The organism is Pseudobutyrivibrio xylanivorans DSM 14809 (genome assembly GCF_900141825.1).
Taxonomy (GTDB): domain Bacteria; phylum Bacillota; class Clostridia; order Lachnospirales; family Lachnospiraceae; genus Pseudobutyrivibrio; species Pseudobutyrivibrio xylanivorans.
In genome coordinates this window covers 49,847-73,611 of sequence record NZ_FQYQ01000010.1, presented here as the reverse complement: position 1 = coordinate 73,611, position 23,765 = coordinate 49,847, and the positions used below count along the sequence as shown (strand labels likewise).

Genomic DNA, 23,765 nt, shown 5'->3' with positions numbered 1-23,765 from the left:
AATTAACCATTCTCAAAGGGCGGTTCACATAGAAGAGTTTTTCTTCCCAATTCGTGGTTCTTGCTATTGCATAAACGCGGATACTAACATTGGAGGGCGAGGCCTAACGCCCTCCATATCTTTGGAAATTTTAGGTGTTATAACTGTAGAATAATACACAATAAAGGATATATTATGGAAAAAGCGATTAGAAAGTATTGGCCGATTTTTGTCTTGCCTACGTTGGCTGCGTTCTCGGTTGGATTTATTTATCCCTTCGTTCAGGGATTATATTTATCATTTTGTAAATTTACTACTATAAAAAAAGCAACATTCATTGGATTTGGAAATTATGCGTATGCCATTACAGATGCTGATTTCTGGCATTCGTTCTGGTTCACAGCGCTTTTTACTGTGGTATCAACAGTACTTATAAATGTAATAGCATTTGCTATTGCCCTTGCACTTACAAATAAGATTAAAGGTTCAAATTTCTTCAGAACAGTATTCTTCATGCCAAACCTTATCGGAGGAATCGTTCTTGGATACATTTGGCAGATTCTTATTAACTGTGTGCTTTCACTTTTGGAGAAGCCACTCCTTGCACTTAATGCTACATACGGATTCATTGGTTTGACAATCCTTATGTGCTGGCAGCAGATTGGTTACATGATGATTATTTACATCGCAGGTCTTCAGTCTATTCCAGATGATTACATTGAGGCAGCTAAGATTGATGGTGCTACAACAGGACAGATTCTTTTCAAGATTAAGATTCCAAACGTAATGCCTTCAATTACAATTTGTTCATTCCTGACAATAACAAATGGCTTCAAGCTCTTTGATCAGAACCTTGCGTTGACAGGTGGTGAGCCAGCTCACGCATCAGAGATGCTTGCCCTTAACATTTACAATACCTTCTACAGTCGTACAGGCCCACAGTGGAAGGGATACGGTCAGGCAAAGGCAGTTATTTTCTGTATTATGGTTATTCTTATCTCCATGATTCAGCTTAAGATTACTAAATCAAAGGAGGTACAGCAGTAATGAAAGCAAAAGAACAGGTTGCACGCCTTATCGTGTTTATCGTATTGTGCCTTCTGGCTGTTTGCTGGATTTATCCAGTATTTATGATTTTGATTAACTCACTTAAGGGTGATGCTTTTATCAGTACAAACAGTGTATTTACACTTCCAGATGCAAAAAGCTTTGTTGGATTTAGCAATTATACTGATGCTCTTTCATCAAAGGGATTTGCAGCGGCGTTTGGATACAGCTTGGTAATCACAGTATCATCTGCAGTTTTGATTTTGATTTGTACATCAATGTGTGCCTGGTATATCACCAGAGTTCACGGAATTCTCTCAAAGGTATGCTATGCTTTGTTTGTATTTTCGATGGTAGTACCTTTCCAGATGCTGATGTTCACACTTGCATCAACAGCTGACAGAATGGATCTTGATACACCATATAACATTTGTATTATTTACCTTGGATTTGGCGCTGGTCTTGCAGTATTCATGTTCACAGGATTTATGAAGTCAATTCCACTTGAGATTGAAGAGGCAGCCATGATTGATGGTTGCAACCCAATCCAGACATTTTTCCAGATTGTGCTTCCTATTTTGAAGCCAACACTTATATCGGTAGCTATTCTCGAGACTATGTGGCTTTGGAACGATTACCTTTTGCCATACCTTGTTCTCGACAGAAAGAAATATATGACAGTCCCAATTCTTATTCAGTACTTCCGCGGAAGCTACGGACATGTAGAAATGGGACCAATGATGGCATGTATTATGATGACTGTATTACCAATCATAATTATGTATATTTGCTTACAGAAATACATTATTAAAGGTGTTATAGCGGGGGCGGTTAAAGGCTAATCCCGTTAGTCTAATTAAACTTATAGGAGATTACTAAAATGAAAAGAAGTAGTGGAATTTTGCTCCCTATATCTTCATTACCTTCACCTTATGGAATAGGTACCTTTGGAAAAGCCGCATATGATTTTGCGGACTTTCTAAAGGCTGCCGGCCAGAAATACTGGCAGGTACTTCCTTTAGGTCCAACTAGTTACGGAGACAGCCCATATCAGAGCTTTTCTACCTTTGCCGGAAACCCCTATTTCATTGATCTTGATATGCTTATTGAAGAAGGCCTTCTTACTAAAAAGGAAGTAGAGGCTGAAAACTGGGGAACTAACCCACGTTATGTGGATTATGGCCAGATTTATGAGAGTCGATTCAAGATCCTTGAAAAGGCAAAGGAGAGAGGATACAAAGATTCTCTCGGTGAGATTTCTCATTTCAGAAAGAAAAATGCCTGGGTGGAAAATTATGCGCTTTTCATGGCAATAAAGAAGCATTTCGGTCAGCTTAGTTGGCAGGAATGGCCAGAGGACATTCGTCTTCATGAGGCAAAGGCTGTTGAAAAGTACACTAAAAAGCTTGAGGAGGATATTGAATTCTTCGTTTACATTCAGTATCTGTTCTTTAAGCAGTGGGCAAAGCTAAAGACTTATATTAATAGTCTTGGAATTGAGGTAATTGGAGATCTTCCAATATATGTTGCACTGGATTCATGTGATGTTTGGGCTGAACCTGAATTTTTCAGTCTGAATGAAGACAATTATCCAGTAGAGGTGGCTGGTGTGCCACCAGATTATTTCAGCGAAGACGGTCAGCTTTGGGGTAACCCATGCTACGACTGGAAGGCACTGAAAGCAGATGGCTATAAGTGGTGGATTCGAAGAATTGATGGAGCTGCAAAGCTTTATGATGTATTAAGAATTGATCATTTTAGAGGCTTTGATGAGTATTGGGCAGTTCCTGCAAAGGATAAGACTGCAAAGAAAGGTAAGTGGAAGAAGGGGCCAGGAATGGATCTTGTTGGACTTCTTTCGAAGACATTCCCAAGCATCGAGTTTATAGCTGAGGACTTAGGTGAGCCATCGCCTACAGTTGTAAAGCTGCTTCAGGATAGTGGCTGGCCAGGAATGAAGGTCCTTGAATTTGCATTTGATTCAGGTGAGGCAAATAATTATCAGCCTCACACATATGATAAGAATTGTATCTGCTACACAGGAACTCATGATAATGCAACAATCATGGGCTGGTATGAGGATGCAGATAAAAAGGACAAGGAATATGCCAGCAAATACCTTGGTATTTCAAAAGCTGAGGGCTTTAACTGGGGTATGATTCGTGGAGGAATGAGCTCAGTTTCAGTGTTATTTGTGGCACAGATGCAGGATTTCTTAGGCCTTGGAAAGTATAATCGTATTAATGTGCCTGGTACAGATAGTGGTAACTGGCAGTGGAGATTACTTGCAAAGGAGCCAACTACAGAGCTGGCTAAGAAAATTTTTGATATGTCTCTTCTTTACGAGAGAACAACAAAACCACCAAAGCCAAAGAAACCGGAAAAACCACAAAAACCACAAAAGAAACAAGCAAAGAAAGCTTCTACAAAAAAATAATTTTTTCTTCTTCTTAAGAGCTTGCAAGAGTGAATCTCTCGCAAGCTCTTTTAATGTTTATCAAAAAAATATCACTATAGAAAAATAATAATACTTTAAAACTATTTTGATTAAGTTATTATTGAAGAAGTAGATTTTATTCAGGAGGTGTGTTATGCAAAAATGGTCCAGATTATTATATCAGCCAGCTTTACCTTTATATGGCGATAGAAGGGTGACTGGCTGCGAGGAACATATAAAGCTTTCAAGAAAAGCAGCTAGTGAGGGAATGGTTCTCCTTGAAAATGATGGAGTACTTCCCCTTTCAAGGAAACAGCCGCTTGCACTTTTTGGAAAGGGCAGTGTTGATTATGTAAAAGGCGGCGGTGGCTCAGGAGATGTATATTGCAAATATGTACATAGCTTATATGATGGCCTGAAGGCTAAAGGGGTGTCAGTATACGAGCCACTTATCAGCTATTATAAAGACGATTTAAAGGAACAATATGGTAAGGGAAGAGTTCCTGGAATGACCTCTGAGCCAGAAGTATCTGAGGAGCTATTAAAGGGGGCTATCGCATATACGGATACAGCTGTTATTGTAATCTCCAGATTTTCAGGAGAGGGCTGGGATAGAAGCGATGTTGAATGCAACAACGAATATAATCCTTGGGAATCAGAGACCTCTATGCCAAAGATTTCAGGAGAGATTTTCCCTAAGGGAGATTTCTATCTTACAGACGAAGAAAATAAGCTTGTAGATATCGTAAAAGCGAATTTCAAAAAAGTAATTGCAGTAGTAAATATTGGTGGAATCATAGATTTAAGATGGCTCAAGGACGAGAATATTAATGCAGCCCTTTATATGGGACAAGGCGGAATGGAAGGCGGCGATGCAGCAGCTGATATTCTTCTTGGAGATGTGAATCCTTCCGGAAGACTTGTAGATACCTTTGCAGGTACTTTGGAGGACTATCCATCTACAGAAGGATTCCACGAGTCCTTTGATTATGTAAATTATAATGAGGACATTTATGTAGGTTACAGATATTTCCTCACTATTCCAGAAGCTGAAAAGAAGATTGTCTATCCATTTGGCTATGGAAAAAGCTACACAAGCTTTGAAAGCAATATAGTGGCAATGTCACTTTGTGATGATACATTTTACTTTACTGTAAAGGTTACAAACACTGGCAGCATTCCAGGAAAGAATGTTGTACAGCTATGCTATAGTGCGCCACAGGGCAAGCTTGGAAAGCCAGCCAGAGAGCTGGGAGCCTTTGCAAAGACCAGAGTTTTGGGTCCAAATGAGAGCCAGGTTATAACACTATCCGTTAGCAAATATCAGATTTCATCTTATGATGATTTGGGCAAGGTTAAGGAAGCTTGCTATGTATTAGAAAAAGGAGAGTACAAATTCTTCCTTGGAAATGATTCTTTGGATGTGGCAGCTACAAACCTGGTATGGAACAACGAGGAAGATGAGGTTGTGGCAACACTTTCTCATAAATTAGCTCCAGTTGAGCTGGAAAAAAGAATGCTTGCAGATGGTAGCTATGAGGAATTACCACAGGGTCAGCATAAGGATATAAATGAAAGTATTATTAAGAAAATGGAGCCAGGAACAGAGGAGGGACTAACACCTACTGTTAGGGCAAGGGATAGCTATTGCCTGATTTACCCATATAAGGAAGGGACCCATCCACTATCCGATGTGGCAGAGGGAAAGATTACTCTTGATGAATTTATGGAGCAGTTATCTACAGAAGATTTGATGAATCTTGTAGGTGGTCAGCCAAATACTGGTGTTGCCAATACTTTCGGTTTTGGTAATCTTCCAGAATATGGCGTGCCTAGTGCAATGACAGCTGATGGACCTGCCGGAGTAAGAATTGCCCCAGAAACGGGAATCCTCACTACAGCCTTCCCTTGTGCTACACTTTTAGCCTGCACTTGGAATACTCATCTCATTGCTCAGGTAGGTAAAGCCGGTGGCGAAGAGATAAAGGAAAATAATCTTGCAGTTTGGCTTACCCCTGCAATCAATATTCATCGTAGTCCACTTTGCGGAAGAAATTTTGAGTATTATTCTGAGGATCCGCTTTTGGCAGGAAAGCTTGGAGCAGCTCTTGTAGATGGTATTCAGTGCAATCACGTAGGTGCTTCTGTAAAGCATTTTGCTTGTAATAATAAGGAGACAAATAGAAAGCACAGCGATTCAAGAGTATCTGAGAGAGCCTTGAGAGAAATCTATTTGAAGGCCTTCGAGATTGTTGTAAAGGAAGCTCAGCCATACACTATTATGAGTGCTTATAATGCTGTAAATGGAGAGAGAGCTTCTGAAAGTCACGATTTACTTACAGGAATTCTCCGAGAAGAGTGGGGCTATGAAGGAATGGTTACATCAGATTGGTGGACCAGAGGAGAGCAGTACAAGGAAGTAAATGCAGGAAATGACCTGAAGATGGGAAATGGCTTTGTTGATAGGTTGAAGCTGGCGGATGAAAAAGGTGCATTAGACCATGACCAGTTAAAACTTAATGCAAAGAGAATTCTTAATACTATCCTGAAGTTCGATTAATTGAAAATAAGAAGAAATATAAAAAGGACACCATCCTAAAAAAGGTGTCCTTTTTTTAGTGCCTTGCCTTTTCTAAGATTAAATGAAGTAAGTTACAGGAATATGGAATTTGCAGAAGAAAATTTAGAAGAGGTAAATATGAGCAAGATAAATTACGTGGACAAAAATGGAACCTTTGAACTAAAGAATCCGGAGCACACTAGTGGATTATATTTGCCGATGGCAAGTAAAAAAGGATTAAAAAGTGCAGTTACACCTGATTTTGGTGGTGATGCAAAAACAGACCAAAATCATTTTATGATTGCACCTAAAAGCATATTAAATCTAAGCAATGACAGAGATACCAGAAATTTCTTTCTAGTGATGGAGGAGAAATTGTGGTCCGTAACAGGTGTTTCTGCTGAACAGGAAGCTAACAGATTTACAGATAAAGAGGATAGTGCAAAGCTTACAGCAGGAAGAATGTGGCAGAGGGTAGAGAGAAATCACACTTCAGGTAGGCTGAAAAGCACTACAACTATTTTTGATACCCTCGACCATAATGCGGAGATAATGCTTGTAACTATTGAAAATCTTTCTGATGAGAATTTGGTTTTTGAGCCTGTGGCAGCCATACCGCTATATGGTAGAAGTGCTGATAATCTAAGGGATCATAGACATGTTACATCTCTGCTAAATCGTGCAGTGATTACTGATGATGGAGTGGTTATGCATCCTACTCTTTCTTTTGATGAGAGAGGACATCAGAAAAATGACATGTCTTATTTCGTTTTTGGAAGAGATGAAAATGGCAATAAACCAAATAGATTTATTGCGGATGTTGAGGATTATCTTGGAGCAGGTGGTACATTCCTCAGACCTCGTAGCCTGTTAGATAAGAAAGGTCAGGATACAATCTGGAAAAAGCCCACAGAGGCTATTGATGGCAAAGAGATTGTAGCTGTTCTTCGATTCCCTAAGTGCTCCTTGAAAAAGAGTGAAAGCTGTAGCTTTCAGATAGTTACAGGAATGGTTGACGATGAAAATATCGCAGAAATGGATATTATCAGAAGATTAATTTATTCCAAAACTCAGGTGGAAAATCTTTTTGAAACCACAAAAAATTACTGGAATAGTGTTGCTGATATTATTTTTGAAACTGGCAATGAAAGATTCGATGGATTTATGAAATGGGTGTCTTTTCAGCCAGAGCTTAGACGCATATTTGGCTGTTCATTCCTGCCTCATCACGATTATGGAAGAGGTGGAAGAGGTTGGAGAGATTTATGGCAGGACTGTCTGGCACTTCTTCTTACAGACCCTACCCAGGTTAGGGATATGCTTGTTAACAATTTCAAGGGAGTGAGACTGGATGGAACCAATGCCACAATAATCGGAGATAAAAAAGGCGAATTCAAGGCAGATAGAAACGGAATTCCTAGAGTTTGGATGGACCACGGCTTTTGGCCTTTTTTGACGGTAAAGCTATATATGGACCAGACCGGTGATTTGGATATCTTAAATGAAAAGGTGTCATATTTTAAGGATGCACTTATAAATCGAGTGACAAAAAGAGATGAAGAGCATTCTAAAGAATATGGATTAGAACAGAAGAATGCAAAGGGGGAGGTATACAAGGGAACAATACTTGAGCATATTCTGCTTGAAAATCTTTGCGCCTTTTATGATGTTGGGGCACACAACGAAATAAGGTTACTTAATGCAGATTGGAATGATGCTTTGGATATGGCACCAGATAGGGGGGAGAGTGTCGCTTTCACCTGTGGTTATGCTGGAAATCTAAAGGAGCTTGCTACGTATTTACGAATTTATAAAGCAAAGACCGGCCGTAGCAAGGTTTCGATTTTGAAAGAACTTTTAATTCTTTTGGAGGAGGATTCTATTTTAGTATATGGAAATCCTGCCAAGAGAAGGAAAGTGCTGGAGAAATATGTTCAGGCGGTGTCAGGCGAAATTCTAGGGGAGACCGTCCTGGTAGAAATAGAGAAAATATCTGTTTTGTTAGAGCACAAGGCGGACTTTATGATGAAGCAAATCCGCGAAGAGGAATGGGTGACAGATAAGGAAGGAAATGGCTGGTTCAACGGCTACTACGACAATAATGGCGCCAGGGTTGAAGGAGATTTTGAGAATGGCGTCAGAATGATGCTGACAGGTCAGGTTTTCTCCATTATGAGTGGAACAGCTAAAAAGGAGTCTGTGGCATCCATTGTAAAATCCTGCGATAAATATTTGTACAAAAAGGGTCTTGGAGGCTATGCCTTAAATACCGATTTTAAGGAACTTCGCCTGGATTTAGGAAGAATGTTTGGATTTGCATATGGTGAAAAAGAGAACGGAGCGGTGTTCTCTCATATGGCTGTTATGTATGCCAACGCACTCTATAAAAGAGGTTTTGTAAAAGAGGGATATAAAGCTATAAATGAGCTTTTTATGGCATCAGATAATTTTGAAATCAGCAATATCTATCCTGGAGTTCCAGAATATTTTAATGAAAAGGGAAAGGGGCTTTACAGCTATCTGACAGGAGCTGCCAGCTGGTACCTGCTTACTATGGTGACAGAAGTCTTTGGTGTACGTGGAAATGCAGGAGATTTGTATATAGAGCCAAAGCTTTTAAAAGAGCAATTTAATGAGGAAGGAATAGCTGTTATTCAGGTGCCATTTAGAGGACATCGATTTAAGGTTGTTTTCAAAAATACAAAACACAAGGATTATGGAGAGTATTCCATTTCAAATGTAATTATTGACTCCACAAGCAAGGTGAAGCCTCAGAAAAATCAGGTGATAATTCCAGAAAAACTGTTGATAGATTGGAATGAAAAAAATCATATTGTGGAAATCGAATTGAAATAGGGAGGATTAATTAAATGCAGATAAATACTGAAGTTAAGGATGAGATATTTGACTATGGAAGAAAGACTCCTTTTGCCAGCTTCCTTCCAGGCATATCTGGTGTGGAAGGTATACCAATGTGGTGCTATTACGTGAATAGAGGGCAGGCTGTTGTATCCTTCGGTGTTCAGGACAAGGACCATAGCATTATGGAATTTTATCCAGCCCATACAGCATATCAAAATGTGAAGCGCACAGGTTTTAGAACCTTTATAAAGGTAGATGGTGAGATTATAGAGCCTTTTTCGATGGAAAACGACTCTAATAAAATGAGCATTTATATGAATGTTTTAGGTTTGGAGGATGTGGTTCACGAAGCAGGTATAAAGGTGAATGTAAACTACGGAACACTGCCAGGGGAAAAGATTGGGGCATTGATGCGTGTAGTTGAAATAACAAATGAGAGCGATGGAGACAGAGAACTTGAAATAATAGATGGTATGCCTTGTCTTATTCCATGCGGTGTAAATCAGGAAAGCATGAAAATGATGGCCCAGACCACAAAGGCCTGGATGCAGGTAGAGGATGTTGAAAACAAGCGTCCATATTACAGAGTCAGGGTAAGCATGGAGGACTCCGCAGAGGTATCGAGGGTTGAGGGCGGAAATTTCGCAGTAGGATTTTTGGCTGATGGTACTCCTCTTGATGTAATCGTGGATCCTGGTGTGGTATTTGATTATGACCTTTCTTTAGAAAATCCAATGGGCTTTGTAAGAAAGAGCATAGATGCGTTGTTTGAAAAAAAGCAAAACACATCAAACGAGTTGCCTTGTGCCTTTTTTGGAACAAAAAAGCTTCTAAAGAAAAATGAAACTATCACTTTGTATGAGCTTATAGGTCAGGTTAGAAATAAGGATATTCTAGGCAGATTCCTAGGACAGAAAATCAACAGAGAGTATTTCCAAAAGAAGTTTTTTGAAGCAGCTGAACTTACTGAAAAGCTAACAGCTGTTGTAAATACAAAAACAGCAAATAAGGTTTTTGACAACTACTGCAGATATAACTACATGGATAATGTTCTTCGTGGGGGTACTCCTATCAGATTGACAGATAATCATACATTTTATGTGTACTCTAGAAAGCATGGAGATTTAGAGCGAGATTACAATTATTTTGCCATGTCACCTGAGTTTTATTCACAGGGAAATGGTAATTTCAGAGATGTTAATCAGAACAGAAGATGCGATACCTTTTTCAGTCCAGAGGTTATGGAAGACAACATTAAGATGTTTTACAGCCTTATTCAGCTAGATGGATATAATCCTTTATCCATTGAGCAAATGAGATATCAGGTCTCTGAGGATTCTTTAGATGGACTTTGTCTCAAGCAACCTTTTACACCAGGTGAGCTTGCAGCAGCATTAATGGATGCAGGTGATGACGAGTTTGACAAGGAGCAAAAGGACAGATTTGTTCAAATAATGAGTGCGGCTGAAAAGACTGCAAATGCCAGATTTGGAGAGGGATATTGGAGTGATCATTGGACCTATAATCTGGATTTAATAGAAGAATATTTGGAAATATATCCAGATAAGGCTGAGGACCTTTTATTTAACACATCAGTAAAATCCTTCAATGCAAATAAAAAGGTATTGCCAAGATTTGAAAGATATACAAAAACAGAAAACGGCATCAGACAATACAATTATTTAGTTAATAGAACTGAAGTGGAAAATGCTTCTAGCTTTGAGTGCTACAAAAATGGCAGGGAAATAGATATGAGCCTTATGGCTAAATTGATTTTGATGTGCGCTGTAAAGTTTGCCACATTGGATGCCTACGGCCTTGGTGTAGAGATGGAAGGTGGTAAACCAGGCTGGTATGATGCCTTGAATGGTCTTCCAGGTCTAATGGGTTCATCTATGAACGAAACCTATGAGCTTGCCAGAATGGTTGAATTTACAAAGGATATGCTTGGCAAATTTGATAACAATATCGTATTTCCGAAGGCGGTTTTAGAGTTCATTTCTGAGGTAAAGGATGTCACTCTTAAAGCTACTTCTGAGTTTGAATGCTGGAATCGCAAAAACGATATTAAGGAACAGTACCGAGCAAAAGTATATTCAGGTCTTGATGAAAAAAATAAGGAAATCAATTCAGATGATTTAAAGCAGATTTTGGAGGTCTTTAGCAATAAGTTAAAGGAATCAATCCAAAAAGCAGTAGAGCTTTCAGATGGTATTGCCCCTGCATATTTTACATATGAAATCGATGACTATGAATGCGAGAAAAACGGAATTATTCCAAAGCATTTCACTATGGTTAAGGTTCCATACTTCCTTGAGGGACCAGTGCGTTACTTTAAGCTTGGAAATGATGTAGAAGCTAAAAGAAATATGTATTCAAAAATTAAAAATAGTGATTTATATGATGAAAAGCTATCTATGTACAAGGTTAATGCATCACTTCAGGATGCCAGTTTTGAAATTGGTCGATGCAGAGCTTTTACACCAGGCTGGCTAGAGAATGAATCTATCTGGCTGCATATGGAATATAAGTATCTGCTGGAGCTTATTAGAAGTGGATTATATGAAGAGTTCTTTTTAGATTTCAAAAAGGCTGCCATACCATTTCTTGATAGGGAAGAGTACGGAAGAAGTACTCTTGAAAATTCATCCTTTATTGTAAGCTCTAAAAATCCAAACGAGAGTATTCACGGCAAGGGCTTTGTAGCCAGACTTAGTGGTTCTACTATAGAGTTTATCAGTATGTGGAAGCTCATTTTCTTTGGAAAAGACATATTTAAATATGATGAAGAAAATGGCTTGATTTTTGCTTTATCTCCAGCTATTCCAGAGTATTTGATTTCAAGTGGAGATTTAAAACACACTGTAAGCACCACATTACTTGGAAAGACAGAGTTGGTTTATGAAATGACAGCACATTGCGATTACATTCCAGGTGAATACGTAATTACGGATATAGAAGTTGAGCTTTTTGACGGGACTATTTATAGATTTAGTAGGGAATACGTTACTGGAGAGGTAGCAAAGAAAATTAGGGATAGATTAGCTAAAAAAGTAACTGTAAAAATGACACCAAAATAAAAAAAGTATCATTTTTTCAGAAATCCTCCCAACCTATAATTTACATATAACAAATCAACTACAAATGTTGGGAGGATTGAAGAATGAAGCTAAAAAAATTATTAGCAACAATTCTCGTAGGCGCTTGTGCTTTGTCACTTGTTGCTTGCGGAAGCGATGGCAGTGATGCCGTATTAGAAGGCGAGAATGTAGATTCAGCAACAGTAGGTAGCGAGGACGGAGAGAAACTTGTTATCTGGACACTTGCAAAGGATCTTCAGACCTTCGCAGAGAAATATGCTGAGGAGAATCCTGATGTTCAAATTGAAACAGTAGTAATCGAACCAGCAGATTATGTAACAAAGGTACAGACAGCTCTTAATGGCGGTCAGACAACACCAGATATCATCGTAGGTGAGCCACAGATGCTTGAGGATTTCTACGATGCAAACTACTTTGAAGATTTAAATCAGGCACCATACAATGCACAGGATTATGCAGATCAGATCGTTGATTATGTATGGAAGGTTGGTCAGGATTCAGAAGGAATCCAGCGTGCAATTTCTTACCAGATTACACCAGCAGGTATCTACTATCGTAGAGACATAGCTGAGAAGGTATTTGGAACAGAAGATCCTGAAGAAATCGGAAAGCTTTTTGCTGATTATGACACAGTTCTTAATACAGCAAAGACACTTAAGGATGCAGGCTATAGAATCTTTGCTTCAGATGCTGAGATTAATTATTTTTCGGGGGATAGTGCGTGGGTCGTTGATGGAAAGCTTAACGTAAATCAGGCAAGACTTGACTATATGGATCTTGTAATTGATCTTTATCAGAATGACTATACTGCATATGCTAACCAGTGGTCTACACCATGGTATCAGGCTATGGCTGGCGAGGTACCTATCCTTACAGCTGACATCCAGAACTACGCAGATGATTCTGTAAACGTTTGGGATGCAGAACAGTTCGAGGAAGCTACAAAGGACCTTGACAAGACAGAGGTATTTGCATTTGGTCTTCCTAGCTGGGGCGTTCTTACACTTAGAGACAATGTAGGCGAGACATCAGGTAAGTGGGGCGTTTGCTCAGGACCTGCATCAGGCTTCGGTGGTGGTACATTCATCGGTATCTCATCTCAGTCAGAGCACAAGGATCTTGCTTGGGATTTCTTAAAGTGGGTAACACTTGATGAAGAGACAGCTGAGTGGTGGATTGAGAAGTCTGAAGGTGACACAGTTTCACTTGTATCAGTTCTCGAGAAGCACAAGGATGATGAGAATTCAGTATACGGAAATCAGCATATGTACTCATTCTGGCAGGCACAGGCTGAGAATATCGACTACTCTAAGGTAACTCGTTATGACAAGGTTATCAACGATGCTTGGGGTGCTGCTATTACAGCTATCAAGACTGGCGAGAAGAGCAAGGATGATGCTATCGCAGAGTTCTACGATGTAGTTGAATCTACATATCCAGATATTACTGTTGAAAGATAATATTTGATGATGAAATGGGGCTGGCTTTGCTAGCCCCTATATTAAAAGGGAGGAAAGGATGAAAGCGTTTTCTTTTAAGAATTTGATGAAGAATAGGAATAATGCAGCATATCTATTTGTGCTCCCATTCGTCATCGTTTTTTTGATTTTTAGTGTTTATCCTGTTTTTAGAACACTTTACCTAAGTTTTACAGAGTACAAGGGCTATGGTGACCCTACTCTCGTTGGATTAGATAATTACAAGCGTGTTATAGGAGATAAATTCTTCTGGCGTTCGCTTTACAACACAGTAAAAATGTGGGGCTTAAACATTGTTTTACAGCTTGGTCTTGCTTTTTTACTTACTATCGTATTTTCGGATATTAAATACAAGATTTCTGGACTTCCAGTTTTCAGAGCAGTTTACTATCTTCCAAATCTTATTGCAGCCACATCGGTAGCATTTCTTTTCAAAACATTATTAGATTGGAAATATGGTACCTTCAACCAGATTCTCCTTGCAGCAGGCATTATTGACCAGCAGGTAAACTGGCTTGGACAGCGCTCTACAGCCTGGGCGGTAGTAGCCGTAATTCAGGCTTGGATGTGGTTTGGAAATTCATTCATTATGCTTATGGCTGGCGTTCAGGGTATTCCACAGGATTATTTTGAGGCAGCAGCTATCGACGGGGCCGGCAGATGGAAAACATTTGGAAAAATAACTCTACCACTGCTTCGACCAATTCTTTTATATGTAGCAGTTACATCACTTATCGGTGGTTTACAGCTCTTTGATTTGCCATTCCTTATCAATGGTGTGGCAGGTGCATCTACAGCAGGTGAGCCAGGTGGAACACTTCAAACTGTAGTTATGTACATGTACAAATTTGGTTTTGAAACTCATCAGGTTGGATTTGCATCAGCAATTGCATACACCCTGTTTATCATAATTCTTATTGTATCTGTACTTGAATTTAAATTTATCGGTGGAAAGGAGGACTAAGCAATGGTTACAAAAATCAAAAAAGTAATTCTTTATATAGCACTAATTGTGTTAGCCCTTGGATGCCTTCTTCCATTTTGGCTTATGATTGTAAATTCCACCCGTTCCGGTGTGGAAATCACACATTCATTTTCATTTTTGCCAGGCCACAGCCTAAAGGACAACTGGGTAGTACTCTTCGATTATGTAAATCTATTCAGAGGTTTTGGAAACAGTATAAAAGTGGCTGTCCCTGCTACACTTCTTACAGCATATTTTTCAGCCATCACAGCTTACGCTATGGCTATGTATGAGTGGAAAGGAAACAACCTTTTATTCAAAGTAATTGTGGTATTTATGATGATACCAGCACAGCTTTCTCTTATCGGATTCTATAATCTTTGCCAAAAGCTTAGATTGATAGATTCATACATTCCTCTTATTGTTCCTGCCATAGCGGCGCCTGGAATCGTATTCTTCCTTCGTCAATACGTGAAATCAACCTTATCAAAGGCGCTGCTGGAAGCAGCAAGAATTGACGGGGCATCGGAAATACATACTTTCCACAAGATCGTACTTCCAATTATGGCACCTGGTATAGCTACAATGTCCATCGGAGCTTTCATTGGAAACTGGAATTCATACCTGACACCATTAATTCTCTTAAATACTCCTAAAAAGATGACTTTACCGGTTATGATTTCCACACTTAATGCTGCCACCGACTTACAAAAGAATCAGGGTGCAATCTACCTTGGCGTTGCCATATCCGTAGTGCCAATCATGATTGTATTCGCATTCTGCTCTAAGTACATCATCAGCAGTATTTCCGCTGGAAGCGTAAAAGAATAAACCACCTGGGCTGGCGCCGTTTGGCGTCAGTCCTTGTTTGCTATCGGCCCTGTTTAGCCGCCGCCCGTCCCATCCTGCTCGTTACTTTGGCTCCGCCAGCTTCCCTCTCGGCCGCCCTGGGCCTGTGCCGCAGGAATGATTTCGCGAATATTATAGTTTTTCAACTTGCAAAAAGGGAGCATCCACAGGTGTCTTTTGAAGTATGAACTATTTTGAAAAATGTAGAGCAGATGGCGGACACCTTTAATTATTTTAATAGGATTTCGAATTTACATAGGTGACTTGGGTTCATACTCCATTTGCCAAGAAAAATTTAAAAAGCATGATTTTGTATGTATAGTCACCGTGGCACATTCAACATCGTGTTTCAAGTGACCACTGCTGCCGCCGTCCTAGCGGCAGCTGACTATACATTGCAAAATCAGCTTTTTATTTTTCTAGGCTCACTACAAAATCACCCAAGTTCACCTATATAAATTTGAAGTCCTATGTAGACTACTTAGTGTCCGCCAGCTGACTACATTTTTCAAAATTGTAAAGACTTACAAAAGACACCTGTTAATAAAGATGCGAGACTTTGCAAGTATGAAAAACATAATATTCTTACGATATTCCTGTGGCACAGGCCCAGGGCGGCCGAGAGGGAGGCTGGCGGGACTGGACTACAAAGGCAGGATGGGACGGGCGGCGGCAGAGGAAGAGGGGGCAAACAAGGACTGATTGAAAGACAGGTGGGTAATTAGTATAATGGGGAAATGGAAACTAAATTGAGTACAATTAAAAGAATAATAGCGGCAAGCCTAGTGATGACAACGTTTGTGGGCTGCGGAAAGGAAACTGTAGATAATACACCAGCATCAGAGGATTCGATTACTTTGGACTGGTATATTAATTATTCCTGGTTTAATACAGGCTGGGGAAGCAGTGTGGTTTCCAGGGCCATTACGGAGAACACTGGGGTCAATATTAATTTCATAACGCCACAGGGTAATGAAGAGGAAAAGCTTAATGCTTTGATAGAGTCTGGATCTCTGCCTGATTTGATTACTTTGGGATGGTGGGAGCCTCAGGTCAACGAGATGATACAGAAGGATATGGTGTATGCCATTAATCAGTTGGCAGATGAGTATGACCCATATTTTTATCAGGTGTGCGATAAGCAGGCTGTTAGCTGGTATACCCAAAGTGATGGAAATATCTATGGTTATCCTTGTTCTAGTGTTACTCCTCAGGACGTGGAGAGCAACGATAACATAGGCTCGAATCAGACTTTTTTGGTAAGGAAGGATATTTACGAGGCTATCGGAAGTCCGGATATGACCACCATTGCAGGTTTTGAGAGGGCTGTGAGAAAGGCAAAGCAGATGTTTCCTGAAGTGGATGGAAAGCCTCTTATCCCAATAGGTGCACATCTTTTTGATGATTCGGGAAATGTATCCTTTGATCAGTATATACAGAATTTTTTGGCTGTGCCATACGAAAAGGATGGCAAGCTCTATGATAGAAATACAGACCCTGAGTACATCGAGTGGCTAAAGATGTTCAGACAGCTAAACGAGGAAGGGTATCTTGCTACGGATATTTTTATCGACCAGAGAATCCAGATGGAAGAAAAGCTGGCTGAGGGAAGGTATTTTTGCATGCTATATCAGTATACGGATATGGCAGCCCAGCAGAAGCTACTTTACTCCAGAGACCCTAACAGCATTTATATAGCTGTGGATGGTCCGAAGAATAAAAATGGGGATGACCCTGTACTTCCTACAAACACAGTCAGTGGATGGACTGTTACTATGATTTCTAAAAACTGCAAAAATCCGGATAGGGCTATTCAGTTTATGGATTACCTGATTTCGGAGGAGGGGCAGAAGCTAGTGTATCTGGGAGTGGAAGGAATTACCTACGAAATGGTGGATGGCAAGCCAGTGATAAAACCTGAGGTGCTGTCACTGCTTAATTCTGATAGGGTTACCTACGACAAGATTTATGGGGCAGATGATGCATATTGGATGCTGCAGGATAACGTAATGCAGCTAAAGTGGCGGCCAGAGAATACTTCCCCTACTACTCAGCTGGAGGAATGGACCTATGATTATGCCAGCTACACAGGTCAGTATGATGTTATTTTGCCAGCGGATACTGAGGATGCTTATGTAGATAGTCAGATAAAGGCACTGTGGGCGCAGACTTTACAGGATTTGCTTATTTCTGAAAGTGAAGAAGAGTTTGATGAAATTTTAGAAAGATATAAAGAAGAGCGTAATGCGTTAGGCTACGAACAGCTTCAGGAGAAACGATATCAATATGTTGCAAAAGCAAAAGAAAAATTGGGAATCGATTAAAGGCGTAAAACTGAATATTAAATTGACCGCCATTATCCTGGTTTTTGTTATGGTGCCTATTGCTATCCTAAGCGGAATAATGTTTTTCAATATTGAGCAGTCTACCATCAATGAAAATGTTTCATATCTTTCTTCTACAATGGCAAGAAGGCAGGATAGTATTAGAAATAACGTGGATTCAATCAATATGACTACACAGTTTTTTCTGTCAGATGAAACCATGAACAAGGTGCTTCTTAATGCAAAAAACGGTGGAGAATATACCACAAAAGAGTGGATAAAAATATATCGCAATGACGTAGCAGCTCTTGAAAGACTTATCAATACAAACCCGGTACTTGGAGGAGCAAGATATTATGCCTCCACAGATAATGTGCAGGAGATGATGCCGGTAATGTATTCTGCCAGCCGTCTTCAAAAACAGGCATGGATTCCTATGTTAGAAGAGGGTGGATGGATTTTTGATTATAAAGATAATCTGTTTTCTGGTGGAGATAATACTCCAATGATGGCACTGATTACACCGGTTAAAAATCGTAAATACGGAGAGCTTGGTGTGATTGAGGCCAATATGAAAATGGAGACAATGTTCCCATCCTTGTATGAAAATGTTGCCGGTGAAATCAGCTGCTTTGTTACAGCTGAGGGTAGAGTTATTTTCGGAAAGAACACTAATGAGGCTGTTAGAAAAATCGCCATTTCTCTGGCAAGGCAGATGCAGGAAATCGCAAAAAAAGGCGAGGCCCCGGATATTAAAACCTATTACAGCAAGAATGATAAAAGCGTTATTTCGGGAATGTACATTAATGAGCTTTCAGGAACGCTTGTCTCTGTAAAAAATATTTCAGAAAATATTGATGAGGTTCATAGTCAGCGAAATGCATTTGTATTTTGGATGATTTGCATTCTGGTTGTTTTGTACTTCTTGGTTAATCGTGTAGTGCTTAATCTTTTAAAGAACTTCTATGATGTTTTGCGTACAATCAGACAGGTACGTGCAGGAAATCTGTATGTAAGAGCTACTGATGTCGGCAGAGAAGATGAAATGGGTGAGCTGGCTCACCAGGTTAATCGAATGCTTGACAACATTCAGACTCTTATGCAGCAGAATATCGACAGAGAAATCCTGGCAAAGGATAGCCAGATTAAGGCTTTACAGAATCAGATAAATGCCCATTTTATTTACAACGTTTTGGAATCCATAAAGATGATGGCAGAGATGCAGGAGGAGTATCAGATTTCTGATTCCATAACAAGTCTAGGAAAGCTCCTGAGATATAGTATGAAGTGGAGCTCTAATACGGTGCTTGTGGCAGATGAGTTGGAATATATAAAAAATTATATGGCACTTATCAATCTTAGATTTGATTATGTCATATATCTGTCTTTGAATATACCGGAAGAAATTTTAAGTCAGAAAATACCTAAGATGTCCCTTCAGCCAATCATTGAAAATGCCATAATTCATGGTGTGGAGGAGATTGCAGAGGACACAACTATTTATATCAAAGGTATTATCATTGATTCCGACTGTATCATAGAGATTACAGATAATGGCCGTGGCATGAATGAAGAAGAGCTGGAGATGCTCAGAAAAAAGATAGCAGGTGAAATAGAAACCAGTGGTAGTTCAAGTAACGGTATTGGATTAAAGAATGTTGAGGATAGATTAAAAATGGCCTATGGCCCAGGCTACGGAATAGAAGTGGCTGCTATGGAAGGATGCTATACGAAGGTAAGCATCAAAATTCCTATGATTGAGATAGATGTAAACGAGGGTAATTCATGAATAAAATTCTAGTTGTTGAAGATGAAAAGCTAATAAGACAGGGAATCTCTGCAATGATTAAAAGAAGTGGGGTCCCATATGAAGAGGTAATAGAGTGCAGTAATGGCTTGCAAGCCTTGGATATACTGAAGACTACCAGGATTGACGTGATGCTGACAGATATTAGAATGCCAAAGATGAATGGTATTGAATTGGTTCAGGCGGTGCAGGAGCTGGATAATCCTCCTCTTTCAGTGGCAGTCAGTGGCTATGATGATTTTTCCTACGCAGTAGAAATGATGAGACAGGGAGTGAGGGAGTATATCTTAAAGCCTGTTGAAAGAGATAAGCTGAAGGAAGTTCTTACAAAGCTTGATGAGGAACTGAATAATCGAAGACTAGACGAGGAAAAGACAGAGCTTACTGATACAAAGCTTTTGAAGTATTTTCTTCAGGATAGTGGAACAACCTCTGATGACATCAAGCTTATAGCTAAAAAAATAAAGGATGAGGTTGGGCAGCAGTTTAATGTGTATGTTGCTCCTATTGGCAGTCTTCCAGAAGAAAAGTGTGGAATTCTTCTAAAAAACGTTTTGGGGTCCAATGTTATGATAGTTTCATCAGAGAGAACTATTCATAATATAAGATATGTTGGTGTCAGTGATTCCTATTCAGATGCATCGGATTTAAAAAAGGCATACACTCAGGCAAGGGATAGAAGAATGGAAGCTTTTTTGCAGAATATGAGTGTAGTAGATGAGGACTTACCTGAAATTCCGGAAATGCTATTGCAATCAGCTCAGAAATACACAGATAAAAAATCCATATCTGCCCGAGTGCAATTGATGGGTACAGATAGAACAAAAGACCTTAAAAAAGAGTGGGATGGCTTTTTTATTGCTGCAATAAGAGGACAGATTCCAGCTTCTGATTTTTTAGATTCGATTGAATTTTTTATTACTGAGTTCACAGGAACTTTTAGAGAAGAAGTACCGGTAGAGCTTAAAAATGTAATGGAGATTGATTGCCTTGATATTTACCGAGAGAAATTTATGAACTTTATTTTGGAGAGACAATCAGAGTTTATGCTAAAAAATGATTCTGATAATACCTATTCAAAAATGCAGGAAGCCATTAAATACATAAAGGAAAATTATTCAACAGATTTGAATATGGCAGTTGTAAGCAACCATATATCAATGAATTATTCATTGTTTTCCACAGAGTTTAAAAACTTTACAGGCACTAATTTTGTCACCTATGTAAAGGATCTTAGAATGGCAGAGGCAAAGGAACTTTTGGCCAATACAGACTTAAAGGTAAATGAGATTTCTGCCCAGGTCGGATATGACAATGAAAAACATTTTATGAAAAGCTTCAAATCCTATGTGGGGGTGTCACCAACCGAATATAGAAAGAACGCTAGCACTTTGCGATAAGGTTTATAATGTGTTAAACTAAGGCAGACTTTTGAGGAGGGATTTTAAGACATGAAAAAAAGATTATTAGCATTGGTTTTAATATGCACAATGGCCTTTTCTCTTTCTGCCTGTGGAAAGAAAGAAGACAAAGCTGAAACTAAGACAGAGAAGACAGATAAAACCAGCAAAAAGAAGGTTGCTGATATCGAATATGATGTAGACGAATTTGTTAAGCTTGGAGAGTATAAGAATCTCGAAATCACATTGGATGGAGAGTACGAGTACTCGGATGAGGGCTTTGATGAATATGTATCAAAGACTATTTCAGAAGCAGCTATTTACGTAGAGGATAAGGATGCTAATGAAATTGCTGAAGATTCTATCGTAAATGTTGATTATGTTGGCTCAAAAGATGGAGTCGCTTTTGATGGTGGCTCTGCTGAGGATCAGCTTATCGACGTAGGAAACAACAGCTCAGCAACAGGCGGCGGATACATTGAAGGATTTACAGCCGGTCTTGTAGGTCACAAGGTAGGCGAGGAAGTTGCTTACGAAGTTAAGTTCCCAGACGATTATGGCAATGCAGATTTAGCAGGTCAGACAGTTATCTTTACATTCCAGGTTAATTACATCGCAAAGGCTATCGATTCTAAGAAGGCCCTTACAGATGAAATCGTATCAGATAAGTTCGGATATGACACAGTCGATGCTTACATGGATTCACTTAAGGAGAAATATACAGCAAGCCTTGAGAACAATCTTAAGAGCGACAAGCAGACAGCCGTATTAAATGCCGTTCTAAATAACAGCAAGGTATCAAAGGTTCCAGAGGAACTTCTTCAGGCAAGAGTAGATATGTATCTTAGCGTATATGACAAGCAGTATCAGTCATATGGCACTACAGCAAAAGAATACTTCGAGTCGATGGGACAGGATTATGATGCTTATGTTGAAAGCATGAAGACAAGCATTCAGGAGTCTACAGAGACTGAACTCATCCTTGAGGCTATTGCAAAGGCAGAGAAAATTGAAATTGATGAAGCTGGCTATAAAGAGTTTATTCAGGGAGTTCTTTCATCATCAGGTGCAACTGACGAAACAAGCTTCTATGAAGTATATGATGTAGATGGTTACACTGGCGAGAGATATTTCCGTCAGGCTTACCTTACACAGAAGGCACTTGATTTCTGCATCGACAATGCAAATTACACAGGAGCACCTGCTGAGGCAGAATAAGGAAAATACTTTATATTTTAGCGGATTTATAGTATAATCAATTAATCTTAGGGTTACTATGAGTAGTAGCTGTTTAAAGAAAAGGAGATATTCATTATGGAACACATCAAAACATTAAATACTGCAAGATTACAGAACACTGTAAAGGAAGGCGGATGTGGCGAGTGCCAGACATCATGCCAGTCAGCTTGCAAGACTTCTTGCACAGTTGGAAACCAGAGCTGTGAGCACTCTAAGTAATTGCTCATATTTAATGAAGTAATATTTAACGCAGACCGGTCCTCATCCCATGGATGGGGAACGGTCTATTGTGCGTTTATGAAAGGACATTTTTTTAGTGATTCACCAGTTTAAAAACAACGGTTACAACATTGTTATTGATATCAATAGCGGTGCCATCCACGTAGTAGATGAAATCACATACGATTTCCTTGGTCTCTGGCAGGAGCAGGGAAAGGATGCAGCACTTGATCAGATGAAGAAAAGCCATCCAGAGGTTTCAGAGGCAGAGCTTTCAGAGATTCAGTCTGAGATTGAACAGCTTATTGCTGATGGAGCATTATTTACAGAAGACAACTACGAGCCAAAGATTGCTGATTTTACAGCACGTCCAACAGTTGTAAAGGCTCTTTGCTTACATATAACTCACGATTGCAATCTTGCCTGCAAGTATTGCTTCGCAGAAGAGGGAGAATATCACACAGGAAAGCGCGAGCTTATGACCTACGAGGTTGGTAAGCAGGCACTTGATTTCCTCGTTGCAAATTCTGGCAGCAGAAGAAACCTTGAAGTTGATTTCTTCGGCGGCGAGCCACTTATGAACTGGCAGGTAGTTAAGGATTTAGTTGCCTACGGTCGCTCAATCGAAAAAGAGCATAACAAAAACTTTAGATTTACACTCACCACAAACGGTGTGTTATTAAATGACGAGATTCAGGAATTCGCTAATAAGGAGATGGCTAACGTAGTTCTTAGCTGCGACGGTCGTCCAGAGATTCATGATCTCATGCGCCCATTCAAAAAGGGAGCAGGCAGCTACGATATCGTAATGCCAAAATTCAAGAAGCTTGCTGATTCACGTAATCAGGACAGATATTATATTCGCGGTACTTTCACACGTAATAATCTTGATTTCTCTAAGGATGTTATTCATCTCGCAAATGAAGGCTTCAAGCAGATTTCCGTTGAGCCAGTAGTTGCACAGGAGACAGATGATTATGCTCTTCGTGAGGAGGATTTACCAAAGCTCTTTGAAGAGTACGATTCACTTTGTGCCGAGATGATGCGTCGTCAGGGTACAGACAAGGATTTCAATTTCTTCCACTTCATGATTGATTTAGAGGGCGGTCCTTGTGTTTACAAGCGTCTTTCAGGTTGTGGTTCTGGTACAGAATACATGGCAGTTACACCTACTGGTGAGCTTTATCCATGTCACCAGTTCGTTGGAAATACTGATTTCTGTCTCGGTGACGTATGGGGCGGGGTTAAGAACACTGAAGTTGTAAATCAGTTCAAGCACTGCAATGTTTATGCAAAAGAAGAATGCAAGAATTGCTTTGCAAGATTCTACTGCAGCGGCGGATGTGCAGCAAATGCATTTAACTTCACAGGAAGCATCCTTGGTAATTACCATGTAGGATGTGAGCTTCAGAAGAAGCGTATTGAGTGTGCTATTGCTTTAAAAGTGCACAATGCAGAGATTAACGAAACAAAAGAGGCATAAACCACCTCTTTAGACT

At 39.7% G+C, this 23,765-nt stretch carries 15 protein-coding genes; all 15 read left to right on the top strand.

The window, feature by feature from the left end; all coding sequences use genetic code 11:
- Positions 1-174: 174 nt before the first annotated feature.
- Entirely contained in the window at positions 175-1,026 is an 852-nt protein-coding gene (locus BUA88_RS09060) for a carbohydrate ABC transporter permease (RefSeq protein ID WP_072916452.1), read from the top strand.
- Positions 1,026-1,868: a carbohydrate ABC transporter permease gene (locus tag BUA88_RS09055; protein ID WP_072916448.1), complete on the top strand. Its 843-nt coding sequence runs from the start codon at positions 1,026-1,028 to the stop codon at positions 1,866-1,868. The genes BUA88_RS09060 and BUA88_RS09055 overlap by 1 nt, the downstream gene beginning before the upstream one ends.
- Before the next feature lie 38 nt (positions 1,869-1,906).
- Positions 1,907-3,463 carry a 4-alpha-glucanotransferase gene (malQ, locus tag BUA88_RS09050; protein ID WP_072916446.1) on the top strand — a complete coding sequence of 519 codons (1,557 nt, stop codon included), beginning with the start codon at positions 1,907-1,909 and terminating at the stop codon, positions 3,461-3,463.
- 154 nt (positions 3,464-3,617) lie between these two features.
- Positions 3,618-6,023, top strand: coding sequence for a glycoside hydrolase family 3 protein (locus BUA88_RS09045; protein WP_072916442.1), 2,406 nt, complete (start codon positions 3,618-3,620; stop codon positions 6,021-6,023).
- Between the two features lie 138 nt (positions 6,024-6,161).
- A complete protein-coding gene (locus BUA88_RS09040) occupies positions 6,162-8,879 on the top strand; it encodes a GH36-type glycosyl hydrolase domain-containing protein (RefSeq protein WP_072916519.1) in 2,718 nt (905 codons plus the stop codon).
- 14 nt (positions 8,880-8,893) lie between these two features.
- Positions 8,894-11,965 (top strand): hypothetical protein, encoded by a 3,072-nt coding sequence (locus BUA88_RS09035; protein WP_072916440.1) that lies wholly within the window; start codon positions 8,894-8,896, stop codon positions 11,963-11,965.
- Between the two features lie 83 nt (positions 11,966-12,048).
- Positions 12,049-13,446 (top strand): ABC transporter substrate-binding protein, encoded by a 1,398-nt coding sequence (locus BUA88_RS09030; RefSeq protein ID WP_072916437.1) that lies wholly within the window; start codon positions 12,049-12,051, stop codon positions 13,444-13,446.
- A gap of 58 nt (positions 13,447-13,504) precedes the next feature.
- Positions 13,505-14,428 carry a carbohydrate ABC transporter permease gene (locus BUA88_RS09025; protein WP_072916434.1) on the top strand — a complete coding sequence of 308 codons (924 nt, stop codon included), beginning with the start codon at positions 13,505-13,507 and terminating at the stop codon, positions 14,426-14,428.
- A gap of 3 nt (positions 14,429-14,431) precedes the next feature.
- Positions 14,432-15,259 carry a carbohydrate ABC transporter permease gene (locus BUA88_RS09020; RefSeq protein ID WP_072916430.1) on the top strand — a complete coding sequence of 276 codons (828 nt, stop codon included), beginning with the start codon at positions 14,432-14,434 and terminating at the stop codon, positions 15,257-15,259.
- Positions 15,260-16,026: 767 nt separating this feature from the next.
- Positions 16,027-17,601 (top strand): extracellular solute-binding protein, encoded by a 1,575-nt coding sequence (locus BUA88_RS09015; RefSeq protein ID WP_242939603.1) that lies wholly within the window; start codon positions 16,027-16,029, stop codon positions 17,599-17,601.
- Positions 17,564-19,390 carry a sensor histidine kinase gene (locus tag BUA88_RS09010; RefSeq protein WP_072916421.1) on the top strand — a complete coding sequence of 609 codons (1,827 nt, stop codon included), beginning with the start codon at positions 17,564-17,566 and terminating at the stop codon, positions 19,388-19,390. The genes BUA88_RS09015 and BUA88_RS09010 overlap by 38 nt, the downstream gene beginning before the upstream one ends.
- On the top strand, positions 19,387-20,808 hold the full coding sequence (locus BUA88_RS09005) for a response regulator transcription factor (RefSeq protein WP_072916416.1): 1,422 nt from the start codon (positions 19,387-19,389) through the stop codon (positions 20,806-20,808). Before BUA88_RS09010 ends, BUA88_RS09005 begins: the two co-directional genes overlap by 4 nt.
- A 51-nt stretch (positions 20,809-20,859) precedes the next feature.
- The gene (locus tag BUA88_RS09000) at positions 20,860-22,026 is read left to right on the top strand and encodes an FKBP-type peptidyl-prolyl cis-trans isomerase (RefSeq protein ID WP_072916411.1); all 1,167 of its coding nucleotides are present in this window, start codon (positions 20,860-20,862) and stop codon (positions 22,024-22,026) included.
- Positions 22,027-22,122: 96 nt separating this feature from the next.
- The gene (scfA, locus tag BUA88_RS08995) at positions 22,123-22,266 is read left to right on the top strand and encodes a six-cysteine ranthipeptide SCIFF (RefSeq protein ID WP_015548727.1); all 144 of its coding nucleotides are present in this window, start codon (positions 22,123-22,125) and stop codon (positions 22,264-22,266) included.
- A gap of 97 nt (positions 22,267-22,363) precedes the next feature.
- Positions 22,364-23,749 carry a thioether cross-link-forming SCIFF peptide maturase gene (gene scfB / locus BUA88_RS08990; RefSeq protein ID WP_072916408.1) on the top strand — a complete coding sequence of 462 codons (1,386 nt, stop codon included), beginning with the start codon at positions 22,364-22,366 and terminating at the stop codon, positions 23,747-23,749.
- Positions 23,750-23,765: the final 16 nt, after the last annotated feature.